The 14,478-nt window shown below is 68.9% G+C and carries 9 protein-coding genes; 1 reads left to right on the plus strand and 8 read right to left on the minus strand.

Features of this window, described 5'->3' with window-relative positions; translation table 11 throughout:
- Positions 1–21: 21 nt before the first annotated feature.
- Genes ACWDY5_RS24015 through ACWDY5_RS24030 form a run of 4 tightly spaced genes read right to left on the minus strand, consistent with a single transcriptional unit; the run spans position 22 to position 2,819 of the window.
- A complete protein-coding gene (locus ACWDY5_RS24015) occupies positions 22–1,563 on the minus strand; it encodes a hypothetical protein (protein ID WP_449724413.1) in 1,542 nt (513 codons plus the stop codon).
- Between the two features lie 3 nt (positions 1,564–1,566).
- Positions 1,567–2,136, minus strand: a complete 570-nt coding sequence (locus ACWDY5_RS24020) for a hypothetical protein (RefSeq protein WP_252486692.1) — start codon at positions 2,134–2,136, stop codon at positions 1,567–1,569.
- Positions 2,137–2,138: 2 nt separating this feature from the next.
- A complete protein-coding gene (locus ACWDY5_RS24025; protein ID WP_283659899.1) occupies positions 2,139–2,447 on the minus strand; it encodes a WXG100 family type VII secretion target in 309 nt (102 codons plus the stop codon).
- A 48-nt stretch (positions 2,448–2,495) separates the two neighbouring features.
- Positions 2,496–2,819: a WXG100 family type VII secretion target gene (locus ACWDY5_RS24030; RefSeq protein WP_252486690.1), complete on the minus strand. Its 324-nt coding sequence runs from the start codon at positions 2,817–2,819 to the stop codon at positions 2,496–2,498.
- A 184-nt stretch (positions 2,820–3,003) separates the two neighbouring features.
- On the opposite strand from ACWDY5_RS24030, the gene ACWDY5_RS24035 reads away from it, so the two are divergent.
- Complete coding sequence (locus ACWDY5_RS24035) at positions 3,004–5,775, plus strand: ATP-binding protein (RefSeq protein ID WP_449724414.1); 2,772 nt, start codon at positions 3,004–3,006, stop codon at positions 5,773–5,775.
- On the opposite strand, the gene ACWDY5_RS24040 is transcribed toward ACWDY5_RS24035, so the two are convergent.
- The 4 genes from ACWDY5_RS24040 to ACWDY5_RS24055 form a co-directional block, all read right to left on the minus strand.
- Complete coding sequence (locus tag ACWDY5_RS24040) at positions 5,772–6,509, minus strand: hypothetical protein (RefSeq protein ID WP_449724415.1); 738 nt, start codon at positions 6,507–6,509, stop codon at positions 5,772–5,774. The two genes, ACWDY5_RS24035 and ACWDY5_RS24040, sit on opposite strands and share 4 nt — an antisense overlap.
- Positions 6,510–6,733: 224 nt before the next feature.
- Entirely contained in the window at positions 6,734–6,928 is a 195-nt protein-coding gene (locus ACWDY5_RS24045; RefSeq protein ID WP_449724416.1) for a hypothetical protein, read from the minus strand.
- A gap of 316 nt (positions 6,929–7,244) precedes the next feature.
- Positions 7,245–7,664 (minus strand): DUF6896 domain-containing protein, encoded by a 420-nt coding sequence (locus tag ACWDY5_RS24050; protein WP_449724417.1) that lies wholly within the window; start codon positions 7,662–7,664, stop codon positions 7,245–7,247.
- A 10-nt stretch (positions 7,665–7,674) separates the two neighbouring features.
- Complete coding sequence (locus ACWDY5_RS24055) at positions 7,675–14,478, minus strand: polymorphic toxin-type HINT domain-containing protein (RefSeq protein ID WP_449724418.1); 6,804 nt, start codon at positions 14,476–14,478, stop codon at positions 7,675–7,677.

Consider the following 14,478-nt stretch of genomic DNA (forward strand, 5'->3'; position numbering starts at 1 on the left):
GTGGTCCCGGGCGGCGCCCGGTCAGTGGTGTTCGGGACGACCGAGCACGCCCGGGGGGAGTTGGGGGTCAGCGCCCCAGACGTCCTCGTCCTCGACCAGCCAGGTGAGGCGTTCCCGTTCCTGCTGACCGCTGGGGGCGGCACCGCCACCAGGGACCATCGGCCCGAGCGGCCCGGCGGAGCCACCCGTGCCTCCGGCGCCGGGGTAGGCGCCGAGCGGATGAGCGGCGCTACCCACTCGCGCGCCCTTGGACACCCCGGATCCGGTGAATGGAGTGATCTTTCCCTTGGGCGGCAACGGTTTCCCGTCCGGCCCCTTGCCGCCGGGCGCGCCACCGCCCATCGGCATCCCGCCCAGCGGCGGCATCCCGGCCGCGCCACCGCCGCCGAACTTGCCGACCGACTTGGCGTCGTAGGGCGAGACCCCGCCCCGGCCGCCGCCACCGGTGCCGGGCGGCGGCAGGAACGGCATCGCGCCGCCGCCACCGCCACCGACGGGCAGCGGTCCGCCACCGCCACCCCCGCCGCCGCCACCGGTGAACGGCGCGACCGAGCCGCCGTTGAGGGTGGGCGGCGGCAGCGTGCCGACACCGGCGAGGTTGGTGTTCGGGTTCTTCAGGCCGAGCTCGTCCGGGTTGACCGGCTTGGGCAGGTTCGGCCCGTCGCCGGTGGGCGGCGGCGTGACCGAGTTCGGGCCGTTGGACCCGTTGCTGCCGTTGGGCACGTTCGGGCCGTTGACGCCCTCAGGAACGTTGGGACCCTTGATGTCGGGGTTCTCCGGCCCCGGCGGCGGCGGATCGGTCTTCGGCGGCGGGTCCGTCTTGGGCGGCGGATCCGTCTTCGGCGGTGGCTTGTCGCCGCCGCTGCCGTTGGGGTTCGGGTAGTTCTGCAGGTTCGGCGGCTTGAGCGCGGGCGCGGTGCGGTCGTAGTAGTGGTCGGCCAGGCCCTGGATGACCTTGCGCATGTCGTCGCCGGCCATCTTCGGGATGGTGTTGCCGGGCACCAGCGTGGTCTGGCTCCAGCTCGTCACCCCGTCCTTGGTCGGCGCGCCGAGCCGCTTGGCCTCGGCGACGTAGTGGTTGGTGATCAGCTGGATCTTCCACTGCGCCTCGTTGAGCCGGTTCCCGGCCTGGAACAGCTGGTCCGGCACCGAACGCTGCCCGCCGGGCCCGCCCGCGAGCTCCTCGGCGTGTGCCCGCAGCACGGTGCCGAAGCGGTCCAGGAAGCCACGGAAGGACTGCGCGGCAGGCCCCTGCCACGCCGCGCCCTCGCCGCCGACGGCCTTGGTGCTCTCGGTCACCGCCTTGTGCAGCGCCTCGAAGATCACCTTGACCTTCTGGAACTGGTTGGCCGCGTTCCACAGCGACTGCGGGGTCACGTTCTGGCCCAGCTGGGCGAAATCAGCCCCGGTGCCGCCGTCTGCGCCGCCGGTGATCGCGGACTCGATCGCCCGCCACTGCCAGCCGCTGAAGTCGGTCCGGCCGCCACTGCCGGCGCCCCCGGTCGGCTGCCACACACCGGGGTTGGTCTGCTGCGCCTCAGGGATCTTGATCTTGTCCGCCATGGCTCACTGACCCTTCGACGGCGGTGGTGGCGGAGGAGGTGGCGGCGTGGCGCCGCCCGGCAGGTAGCGCCCGGCGTTGGCCAGCACCTTGCCCAGCTCGTCCGCGCCCTTGGCGTTCAGCTCCTCGGTGCTCTCGTACTTCTTGCCCAGCTCCAGCAACCCGGTGGACAGCGCGGCGAAGGCGTCGATGAGGTCCATCAGGTTCTTCTGGTACTGCCCGCGCAGCCCGTCGCCGTTGACCAGGCGCTTGATGTTGGCGCCCTCGGTGAAGGCCTCGGTGCCGGTGGGCCGCACATCGATGGTGTCCAGCGCGTTCTTGGCCGTGGTGACGTGGGTCTTCCAGTCCTCGGCCGCGGCGGCGAAGCGGCGCAGCACCTCGGTGTCCACCGAGACGTCGCCGCCGCCGGATCCCCCGTCCCGCACCGTTTTCACCTCGGGCGGGGTGGGGTTCTCCGGCTTGCCCTCAGCGGGCTTGTCGGCCGGGTTCTCCGTCCACTGCTTGGTCGACGGTGGCGGCGGCGGGTCCATCGGCTGGTGCTTGCTGTACTTGGGATCGTTGTCGAGCTTGGGCATGGTCAGCGCTTTCCGACGCCGTTACCGGACCACATGTTCATGCCCTGCTGTTCCATGGCGTTGTAGTTGGCCAGGATCTCGTTGAGGGAGTTGCGCGCGTTGGCCAGCTGCACCGGCATCTGGCTGGCCGAGGCGTCCCAGCTCTGCTTGCAGGAGGTATAGGCGTCCTTGGCCTGGCTCTGCCAGTCGGCCATGTTCTTGGTGGCGTCCTGCTCAAGCCTGGTCAGCATGCTGCGGATCTGGGTGTCAACGGCCTGCATGTTGGCCAGCACGGCCTGGATGCGCGAGGGGTGGATGCGGAATACGGACATGGCGAAGCTCCTGATGGTGCGCGTGCGGATGGGGGACGGTGCGGGAACTCAGATGCCGAGGTTCTGGCCGCCGAAGGGGTTGCCCGCCATCTGCTCGTTGTAGGCCTCGCCGACCTCGTAGGTGTTCTTGTTGCCGATCAGCGTCTCGTGCATGGTGTCCAGCTGGCGGGCGATGTTGCTGAAGTGCTGGCACCAGCTGTCCAGCGCGGTCTGGTACTTGCTGGAGGCCGCGCCTTCCCAGGCCGAGCGGATGGAGCCGATCTCGGTCTGCATCTTGCTCAGCTGGGACAGCGAGGTGCTCAGCGCGGCCTCGAAGTCACCGGCCGCCTTCTGCATGCCCGGCGTGCTGACCTGCGTCTGCGGTGAGGTCACTGGTTCGCTCCTGCTCACTCTGCGGCTGCCGGTCCCGGCGACCGGCCGCGACCAGATTGCGGGTTTCCACCGCTCGTAACACCGTGGAATCACCACGAGAAAACCTCTGGGCCGTTCGAGTGGCGGTGGCGTTGATCACCACTACACGCAGTAAATGGGTTACCCGGTGTTACTCTCCGTGGCGATGGAGCTCTGGGATCGCGGCGCCGAAACCGCCCTGCTGGCCGAGGAAGCGGAGCGGGCCCGAGGCGGGCAGCTGCGCGTGGTCGTGGTGGAGGGACCCGCCGGGATCGGGCGGACCAGCCTGCTGGACGAGTTCGTCGCGGATGTGCGCTCGGCGACCGTGCTGCGCGCCCGGGGCACCGAGCTGCAGCGCCGGTTCGCCTTCGGTGTGGTGCGGCAGCTGTTCTCCCCGCTGCTGTGCCGCCTGCCCGAGGACCGGCGGGAGGCGCTGCTGGCCGGTGGCGCCGAACCGGTCCGCCAGGTGCTGGCCGGGGCCGAGCCTGGACCGGACGTGGTGGCGCTGGAGAACGCGCCGTTCGCGGTGCTGCACGGGCTGTACCGGCTGGCCGCCAACCTGACCCGCGAGCGGCCGCTGGTGCTGGTGCTCGACGACGCCGACCTGGCCGACGCCCCTTCCCTGCGCTGGCTGCGCTACATGCGCACCCGGCTGGCCGAGGCGCCGGTGCTGCTGGTGCTGACCCGGCGCACCGACGGACCCGCCGAGGCCGAGGACGTGCTGGGCAGCCTGGTCACCGACCCGGACTGCGTGCTGATCCGGCCCCGGCTGCTCTCGCCCGCCGCGGTCGCCCGGATGCTGCCCGAGTCCGCCGATCCCGGCCTGGCCAAGGCCTGCCACCAGATCAGCGGCGGCAACCCGCTGATGGTGCGCACCCTGCTGGCCTCGATGTCCATCGGCGACTCCCCGCTGGAGCGTGCGGGTTCGCTGACCGGCCAAGTGTTCGCGCACAGCCTGGGCAGCTGGCTGACCCGGCTGCCCGCGGCCACGGTCGCCTTCGCCCGCGCGCTCAGCGTGCTCGGCGAGGCCGCCTCGGCCGAGCTGCCCGCCCGGCTGGCCGGAATCACCGGGCCGGAGGGCCGCGCGGCCGAGGACCACCTGTGGCAGGCCGGTCTGCTGCGCTGCGACCCGGTGCTGCGCTGGAACCACCCCGCGGTGCGCGAGGCCGTCTACACCGAGCTGGCCGAGGACGAACGGGCCCGGCTGCACCACGCCGCGGCCACCGCGCTGCACGATGCCAGCGCGCCGCTGGAGGAGGTGTGCGCGCACCTGCTGCTGGTGCCGCCGGCCGGCGACAGCTGGGTGCTGGGCACCCTCTGCGCGGCCGCGGCCCAGGCGGCCCGCCGGGGCGCGCCCGACGGCGCGGCGGAGTACCTGCGCCGCGCGCTGGCCGAACCGCCGCCGCCGGAGGCCCGCACCGGCATCGTGGTCGGCCTGGGCATGGCCGAGGCGTTCAGCAACCCCGCCGCCGGGGTCGACCGCCTGCTCGAGGTCTTCGACGAGGTCACCGACCCCAGGCTGAAGGCGGCCATGGCCGAGGTGCTCTCCGACGCGCTGGCCCGCCTGACCCGCCACGACGAGGCGATCGCGATGCTGGCCAGGGCCGCCGACGAGGTCGCCCCACTGGATCCCGACCTGGCCAACACGTTGACCGGGCGCAGGCTGATCGTGTCCATCAGCGAGCAGGAGGGCCCGGCGCGGGTGAAGCGGCCCGGCGCCGACCTGCCCGGCGACACCGCGGGCGAGCGCTGCCTGCTCAGCGCGCTGGCCTTCGCCTCGGGCATGGGCGGCGACCCGGTGGCCGAGGCGGCCAGGCTGGCCGGGCTGGCCATCCCGCGCACCACCGCCGAGCTGACCTCGCCGCTGGCCGGTCCGGTCAGCCTGGTGCTGACCTGGACCGAGCAGCTGGATGTGGCGGTCCGGTTGTGCGACAAGGCGATCGCGGAGTCCCGGCGCACGCACGCGCTGCTCAGCCTGGCGCTGTTGCTGTCCCACCGGGCGCAGCTGGCCCAGTTCACCGGGGCGCTGTCGGCGGCGCTGAGCTACGCGGAGTCCGCGCTGGAGATGCTGCCGCTGGAGCAGTGGGGCTACCTGGGCACGGTGCCGGTGGCGGTGCAGAGCGACCTGCTGATCGAGCTGAACGAACCGGAGCTGGCCCGCCGCCGGATGATCGCCGCCGAGCTGGAGCACACCTGCGACCAGGGTTTCGCCGGCGCGTTCTACCAAACCGTGCGGGCCAGGGTCCGGATGGCCTGCGGCGAACCGGCCGAGGGCCTGGCCGACCTGCTCACCGCGGCCGACCACCTGCGCGAGTTCGGCTACGAGAACCCCGTGATGCTGCCCTGGCGGGTCTGGGCGGTGGAAGCCCTGCACGCCCAGGGCCACCCCGACAAGGCCGCCGAGATCGCCGCCCAGGCCCTGGCCAGCGCCCACCGCTGGGGCACCCCCCGCGGCCTGGGCACCGCCCTGCGCCTGACCGGCCTGACCCGCCGAGGCCCAGAGGGCGAGGCCAACCTCCGCAAGTCGGTCGAGTTGCTCAGCGGCATCACCGCCCCCCTGGAACTAGCGGCCAGCCTGCTCACCCTGGGCGAGCTCCGCATCGAGACCGAGGACATCCGCGGCGCCCGCACCGCGCTGCGCCGCTGCCTGGAGGAAGCGGAACGCTGCGGCGCGGTCCGCCTGGCCGAACTGGCCAGGGAACGCCTGGTCGCCACCGGCGCCCGCCCCAAGCAGACCCCGGCGGCCGGCACCGCGGCGCTCAGTTCGGGGGAACGGCGAGTGGCCGAGCTGGCCGCGGGCGGACTGAGCAACCGGCGGATCGCGGAGGAGCTGCACCTGACCATGCGCACGGTGGAAACCCACCTCAGCGCCACCTACCGAAAACTCGGCATCCCCAACCGCGCGGCCCTGCGCGCCTTGCTCGGCCCCGGCTCTTAGGCCCAGGCGGCGGGCGACATCCGGTCGAGCAGGTCGCAACGCAGGTCCAGCGCGGGCAGCAACGCGTCCGGATCCCGCTGCTCGGCGAAGTTGTCGTACACGTCGAACTGCGCCCCGCGGATCCAGAACCCCTGACAGTGCCGAGGATCCCGCAACAGGAACTCCACCAGCTGCGGCGTCAGCACCGCCCGCGCGAACCGCTCGTCCTCGGCCGTGACCTGGTAGGCACGGTCGAACTCCGGCTGACCGACCCGGATGTCTCCCACCCCGAGGCCGTCGTTCACCGCACTCTGCAACCGGAACACCTTGCGCACCTCCAACGTCGGCCGCGGCCCGGGCAACCGAACCCAGATGACGTTGCGATAACCCCAGGAACCGTTGGTGCCACTGTCCATCGGATCCTTGACGAAGAACTTCGCACCCAGGAACGGCCTGCCGCGGTGCTGCCCGGTGACGATGTCGTGGGCCTGCGAGGCACTGGGCCGCCGGTCGAAGCCGACGATCATCGGGTTCAGCTCGGTGTAGCGCTGCACCTCGTTGAACACCTCGGCATACCGGTCATCACGTGCCACGAACGTCCAGCCCCGCCTCGGCAACTCCTCGCGTAGCCGGGCCATGAAACGCTCTTCCTCGGCCTGGTACGAGTTGCGCAGCCACAGGACCATCCAGGTGAGCAGCCCGCCGACCACGAGCAAGCCCCCGACCACGATGATCACAATCCACAGCGGACTCATCACGCATCCCCCTCCACGTCCGACCGGTCGGCCTGATCCTGCCGCTCTGGCCCTGGCCGGTCGCTAACCGCCTCGGCTCGCCAGGCCGCGGCGGAAAGCCTCGCCGACCGCACTTTCAGCGCGGTCTCGCTCGGCCCACGGATCGCGGCACGCCGTCCGACACGGGCATCCTCAGGTGCACCAGCACCAGGTCGGGTGCCAGTTCCACGACCAGGGTCAACGTCTCAGCGCCGTTGCCGCCTCGCCGACGCCAACCCCATCGACAGCCGTTGCTTGTGCCCGCCCGACAGCGTCACTATCACACCATCCCGCTCGTCCGCCAACCCAAGCTTGGCCATCAGCGCCTGCCAGTCAGCCGGATCGTCACAGCACGAGGTGTACGACCCCAACGTCTCACCAACCCGCAACTTCTCCGGCATCCCACTACGTTGCAACGGCGTCCCCAGCACTCGCCGTAACGCTCACGCATTCGCCCTCCCTGCTCGACGGCGAACGAGACGTCATCCGCCGCCGTCCGGTCGCCGTGCCCTCGTACAGGTCCGACACCTGGATCATTGCCACCGCGTCGTCTCCTTCGTCTAAAGGCGAACAGGCACGTGATCCGATTTCGACGGCGGGACCGATCTGTTGGCAGTGGGTCTTCACGCATCGAACGGTTGATCCGGTTTTGGTCGGTAGGGCCGGCAGATGACGACTAATTGGCACCGAGCGACGCCCTCAGCGACTGGACATCAATTATTCGGAACCAACGAGAGAAAACTTTCCTACCCCAACCTCCCGAATATCACCACGTTCGCATAGGAGTTCCAAAGCAGCACGGACGCTACTTGTCTCCATCGATCGAAGAGATGACGACGTCTCCATGAAGAAGCTGACGTCATACTCAGTAAAGAAATCTCCATAATCGCTACCGTCGAAGTGGATTTCTCCACCAGACGCCGAGGTTACGGTATATCCAATTCCATGCACGCGATAAGCGAGACCATTACGGCACTTACCTTCTCGCGCCATTTCTCCGTCAATCACCTTCGAGACAATCTCCGGCGCCACGGAGGCCGCAAATGTCTCCATTATCGCACTGCGAGCAGCGCAAAACTCTGCTAGTGCACGTTCGACCTGATCCAAGTAGCTCATCCGCTCTTCCCGTCCCAGCATCCACCCAGCTTCATAGCTTCCTCCGATTCAGGCGATTCCCAATGAAGGAAGCGGCACCATTAAGGACATCGTCCATATTCCTATATCCCAGATACCCTCCGTTCTTCACCTGATCTGTGACATCGGCGATCCTGACCTGTTTGACCCCAGCCAACTTGGCGGCAGCAAGCCGATGATGACCGTCCACCACATAAGCGACACCATCGTCACCTCTCGCTACCGCAATCGGACTACGCTCCCAGTCAAATGATCCTTCACGCATGGCGTCTCGAAGATTCTTCACCTTCTTTGTAGAAGAATCGCCGCCGATCCCGTGAGTCGGATTGAGATCTCTGGTCTCAGCAATACCTCCACAGTTGTGCGCAAGAACCGATACAACACCGGCCCGCACATAGTACGTGTGGATGCCATCAACCGTAAGATTGTGCACACGTTGGAGGGTGACGCGGCGATCTACCTTTTCGACAGTGACCAACTGGCCATCCGGGGACAACAGCTTGCTGCCAGGGGCGACTCCGTCAGCGCTGACCCAACGCTGCTGGCCTACGAGCCAGAACGGGTGGTTGTCCGTGGCCACCACCGACCCAGTGGCCTCACCGCGATCCCCGTCAGTGTCAACGGTGATCGTCACCAGCCGCTTGACGCTCTCGCTGGTGACCGTTCCGACCACCGCACGAGCACCCGACTCCCCCGTCTCCGGATCAGCCGCCCGCACCCGATCGCCTATCCGTATCTCCTCGATCGGCTTCGATGACCCATCAGCCAGCAACACCCGCGTCCCCGGCACAAAACTCTGTGTCGGACACGACCCACCATTGGCCTTCAAGTCATCGGCGATGCGGTCGACCTTGTCCACCAGCGCGCGGGCCGGCTGGACCTTGTCCATCCACGTCGCCACCGCTTCAATCGCCCGCGCGATCCCCGAGACGATCTTCCCCAGCGTGGTGAAGATCTTCGCCGCCGGAATCAGGTTCATGGCCATCGACACACAGCCGCCGACCTCGCCCTTGACGAAGCAGTCCTCCATGTCGGTCAACCCGATGACGTCCTTGAGCACGTCACCCGCGACCTCCAGGACAACGTCGATCACCCGCATCCGGGCCAGCTTCTTGGCGCGCTGGTACTCCTCCTCGCTCACGCCCGCGCGGTCGCGAGCCTGTTTGGCGGCCTTCTTGGCTCCCTTGGCACGAGCTTCACGGGCGTTCTCGTCGCGGATACGTTCGTCCCGGCTCCACCCCGGCGGCGTGACCCGATCGTGGTTGATCCCGGTTTTATGGTCATAGCAGGTCGGTGTGCAGTCCGGGCGCAGACCGGTCGGGTCGGAGAAGGTGACCGGGCTGCCGTTGGCGTAGGAGTAGCCGTGCATCTGCTGCGGGTCGGTCAGGTCCATGACCGGGTCGACCGAGACGAACCTGCCGGTGGCGGCGTCGTACTGCCTGGCGCCGATGTGGGTCAGGCCGGTGCCGTCGTGGACGCCGCCGACCAGGCCCTTGTCATCCGGCCAGGACGCCGAGGCCGGTCCGCGGGTCTGGCCGAAGGGGTCCTGGTAACGGCGGTTGACCTCCAAGTTGCCCGCGTTGATCGTGGTGGCGGGTGAGCCCTGGTGGTCGCCCGCGATGAAGTTCAGGCCGGAGACCGTGCCGCGGACGGCGATCGTGGCGCCGCCGTGGGAGTAGTAGCGCTTGGCGGTGGGCTGGCCGTCCTTGGGCATGGTCAGCTCCATGCCCGGCAGGTACAGCGTGGTGTTGCCGTGCTCCTTCTTCAGCAGGCGGCTGCCCGCCGCGTCGTAGAGGTAGGTCGACTCCTTGCCGTCGGCCTCGGTGACCTTGGCCAGCTTGCCTTCGGTGTTCCAGTCCAGCTTCTGGTCGAAGCCGGCGACCTTGCGGGTGGTGGTGTCGCCGGTGGCGCTGTAGCCGAACTCGTCCTTGCGGGTGCCGCCGGGACCCGACTGCTCGATGCTGCGGACGGTGTGCGACTGGGTGTGGCCCTCATCCGGCGCCGGGTAGTGGTAGGTGCGGGTGGTGTCGCCCTGCGGCGTGTGCTTCACCTCGGTCTTGCGGTTGCCTGCCTTGTCGAAGGTGAAGTCGTACCAGTACGGCGCCGCGCCGCCGATGTTCTGCTGCTTCAGCTCAACCGAGCAGTTGTCCGTGGACGGGGTGAAGGCGGTGTTCATCCGGCGCAGGTAGTCGTACCGGAAGCACTGCACGTCCTGCGGGCCGCCCTCGGGCTTGTCCGCGAGGCGAGTGATGTTGCCGGCCTTGTCGTAGCTCAGGTGCCGGTAGTTGACCTCGCGGTTCTGGGTGGCGTCCCGGTCGACGATGAGGCTGTTGACCCGCCGGGAGCCCGGCTCGTAGTTCGTGGTGATCTGCGCCAGGTTCGGCGCCTCGCCCAGGAGGAACGTGGAGCTCTCGCCGAACTCGGTGTACTTGTGCTGCTGGGCGTAGGTCTGGATGCCGTAGGTCTTCTCCGGCAGGCCCAGGTGGTTGTACTCGTAGTTGACGTTCTCCGCGGGCAGGCCGCCCGCGCCGGGCATAGTGGTCTGCGACAGCGCGCCGGTGACCGGGTAGTACTTGGCCTGGAAGCTGTAGGTCCGCCCCAGCGCCCCTTCCCGGGACGGAATGACGATGGAGGTCTTCGTCGGCCGGTTCGCCCCGTCGTAGGAGTCCACCCTTGAGGTGTAGGGCACGCCGTCGAGGAATCGGGTGGACGCGGTGGGCAGGCCCTTCTTGAGGGTGTCGAAGGTCCACTCGGCCAGCTTCGTGCCGTTCGGCGAGTCCTCGTACATGCCGTCCTTGCGACCCATCGAGTCGTAGGTGTAGGCGAGGGTCTTGCCGCGCGCGTCGGTGGTGGAGGTCAGCTGGTCGAGCTTGTTGTAGCCGTAGGTGGTCTTGCCCCGGTCGGGGTCGTGGTCGGCGAACTTGCGACCCAGCGCGTCGTACTCGTAGCGCCAGGTGTTGCCCATCGGGTCCTTGACCGTCTCCAGCTGGCCCGACCTGGTGTAGCCGTAGGTGGTGGCGTCGTAGGCGCCGTCGGGAACCTGGCCGTGGTACTGGCGGCGTTCGGTGATCTGCCCCTGCGCGTCCTTGATCACCGTGGTGACGGTGTCGCCGGTCGGCGGGATCACATGCGTGCGGTCACCTTCGTACCGGGTGCTGGTGCGCTTCTGCTCCTCCTGGTTCGTGCCGTCGCCCTTGCGCTGGATCACCTCGGTGGGCCGGGCCATCGCGTCGTGCTCGGTGATGGTCTGGTTCGGGACCATGTTGTCCTTGACGCCCAGCAGTTCCGGCACCGGGCCGGAGTCGACGTTGTAGTAACCGCCGTTGACCTTCCAGACCAGGCCACGCGAGTCGTACCAGGTGTCGGTGAGCACCCGGCCGCCGCCGACAGCGGCCGTCTGAGTCTGCCGCTCGCGGAGCAGGCCGTCGAACAGCTTGATCGACGTGGAGTACTTGCCGTTCTCCTGCAACGACTTCGTCGTGACCGTGCTCGGTTTGTCCGTCCGGTAGTCGTAGACGTACTCGGTGCTCGCCGGTGTGCTGTCGTTGACCTTGGGATAGTGCGGCGGCCAGACCTTGGTGAGCCTGCCGAGCGCGTCGTAGGCCAGATCGGCCCGCTCCCCGTTGGCCCCGATCTCAGTCACCGGGCTGGCCCATGCCGGTTCCAGGGACTTGACCGTCTTGTGCTGCAACGGGTTGAGCGCGGTGATGGTGTTGACGGCCATGCCACTGGCCGGGCTGTAGCTCACCGAGTTCTTCTGCCCGCTGGCGTCGGTGGTCTCCACGGTGCGGCCGTACTCGTCGTACCTGGTGCTGCTGACGGTCTGGTACTCGCTGCCGGTCCAGCGCTCGACGCTGGTCACCGCGCCGACCGTGGGCGGCTTCGTGGCGTCCTGGTGGTCGTAGCTGGAACGGACGTCGCTGATCCGGTCGGAGTCCTTGCCGGGCAACGCCGCACACGGCGCGGCGATGGTGAGCACCCGGCCGGAGTAGCTCAGCAGCCACTTGCCGGTGTTCTGCAGATAGGTGATCTGGGTGCACTTCTCATCACCGGTGACGGCGGTGTCGCCGGCGTCGTCGACGGTGAGGGGCAGGCCGTACTGCGGGTCAAAAGTCTTGCTCACCTTGGTGCGCCGCCAGTTCTCACCGGTCAGCCTGGTACGGCCGCGGACCTCGGTGGTCTGCACGATGACCGACTGGTCCGTACCGTGCGCGGCGGTGGGCGGGCTCACCCAGGGCTGGTTGACCGAGGCGGACAGGAGTTTGCCGCCGCCGTCGAAGTCCAGGCTCTCCAGCACGAAGCCCTGCAGGCTGTCGTGGTCCCGGACCCGGACGCCCTCGGTGTCCTCGCCCCAGGCCTCGCGTTTGCCGCCGCCCGGCATCCGGTCCCCGTCCATGCCGCGCAGGTAACGGGTCTCGCTGACCGACTGGGTGCTGCCCTCCTCGCCCTTGATGGTCTTGACCGAGGCGAAGCCCCGCCAGCCGGAGTAGGTGCGGTGCTCGGGCTTGGCGAAGTCGTTGTCGTCGAAGTGCCACGCCGCGGCCTTGGCCGGGTACTCGTAGCGGGTCTTCATCAGGCTGGAGCCACCGACACGGTCGGACTCGATCACGTGCTCGACCAGGTACTTGTGGAACCAGTCCAGCAGCGGTTCCGGCGCGCCTTCCGGGCTCCACCAGGTCGGGTAGCAGGCCAGTTTGTTCACCTCGGGCGCGGGCAGCGGATCGCCCTTGCGGCACTCGGGATCCCGGTACTTGACCGTGGTGTAGCCGCCGCCCTCGTTGCGGATGCCGGTCAGGCGGTACCGGGTGACCGAGGCGAGCCGGTCGATGGTGCCGACCCGGTTGACCATCGAGGTTCCGTCGAAGGTGATCTCCGGCAGCGCGGCGGTGCCGCCGACGTGCCCGGTGCGGGTGGCACCGGCCAGCCACAGCGCGGGCGAGAGGCCGTCGCCGGACTCGGGGAAGCTGTGCCGCAGGTTCCAGGACTCCACCGGGAAGTGCTTCGGCTCGGCGCCTGGCACCTCGCGCAGCAGTTCGGAGACGATCCGGGTGAGTCGTTTGCGGGTGAAGAAGGTGGGCGAGAACTGGTTGTCGCACTTGGCGTTTGACGCGCAGATCTGGTCGAAGGGCACATCGGGCCAGGACTTCGCGGTGTCCTTGTTCAGCTGCCCAGGATGGCAGGTGATGGCCCCGGAGGGCAGGCATCGTTCCTCGGTGTCGAACCGGACCTGCATCGGCGCCTTGGCCGTCAGGTTGTCCGCGCGCAGACCGTACTCGATGCGGTCGATGTTGCCCGCCCGCACGTAGTAGGTGCCGGCGTCCGGGTTGATGTTGCGGCCGTAGTGGTTGTCCTCGATGGCGTAGTAGTAGACGGTGGTGTTGCCGCGGGTGTCGATGACCTGGTCGAGGTTCCACCGCCAGGCCTGCTGGCACCAGGCGGCGGCGAACTCGGCCTTGTGGCAGGGTTCATCCGAGTGGTTGCCGTAGACCGGCATCGTCCAGGTCGAGTGGGTTCGCCTGCTTCCGTTGCCGGGCAGCGTGTTGCGGCCCAGGAAGTACTGGGTGCCGTCGGTGGAGGTGACCTTCCAGTACTCGCCGTCGTTGTCGCCGTTGTCAGCGCCCTTGATCAGCTCGATGTAGGAGCCGTCGTCCTTCTTCGGCCGCCACCGCTTGCCGGGCTCGTCCCAGACCAGGTCCGAGGAGGTGCCGCCGAGCATCAGGGTCGCGTTGTGGGTGTCGTAGCACTGGTCGCCGACCTTGCGATCGGCCGGCAGGTTGCTCGTGAGTTTTCCCTTGTCCTTGTCCTCCTGGCAGGGCCGGTACTTGCGCTCGACGTAGCCGCCCGCACTCAGGTCCCAGCCGTCGCCGGCCAGAGAGGCCTGGTTGTTGGTGGCGCTGGTGCGGCCGTCGGCCGCCCCGGAGGAGTAGGCGAGCGCGACGCTCGGCGTGGGACCGCCCAGCGAAGGCGGCAGCTTCACCGGGATGGAGTAGCTGAAGTCGCCGCTGGAACGGCCTGCCGACCAGCTGGCGCTCGGCGCCAGATCCGAGGCCTGGTAAGAGCCTCCGTTGCTGCCGGGCGCCGGAGCGGCGGCGAGCACGGCGGTGGAGCCGGCCGCGGCCCGGCCCGGCGAGGTGGCCTCGGCCAAGGTGACCGGGGCGGTCAGCAGTCGGTCCTTGGCGTGGTTGTCACCGGGAAGCGGCGTGCCGATCCGGCACTCCTTGCGCTCCGGGGTGCTCAGCACGCACTCGGGGTACTGCATCAAGCGCAGGCGCGAGCCGTAGTTCGCGCCGAAGGCGCCGGCGAAGGCCCGGTAGTCCAGTTGGACCGAGACCGCGCGGCCGGCCAGGCCACCCGCGTCGGAGACTTTGAGCAGCACACCGTCCACGCCGGCCTTGGCCGCGGCCTCCTGACCGAACAGCTCCACCTTGGCCTTGCCCGGCTCGCTGGGCGCCGAACGCGCGGAAACGCCTTGGGGCACCAGGCCGACGGCCAGTGGCAGCGACCCGGCCTTGCGGTGCTCCACTGTGGGCTGACCGGGTTGAGCCGACCGGCCCTGCGGTGCGGCCGCCGCGGCGGGCAGGTCGACCAGGGCGTTGCCGCTGCCGGGCCAGCTGACCTCCGGCGGCGTCGTGATCGCCTTCCGCACCGACTCGGCCGGCGCGGGTGCGGGCTCCACCGGAACTGGTGTGCCCGGGACCGACTTCTCCTTCTGCACCTCGCGCGGCTTGAAGGCGGTGGCCGCGGGTGCGGCGATGGCCGAGGCAGTGCTGGTGGCGATGGTCATAGCCGCGGCCAGTGCCACGGCGCGCCAGAGCAT

This window comes from Crossiella sp. NPDC003009 (assembly GCF_053591555.1).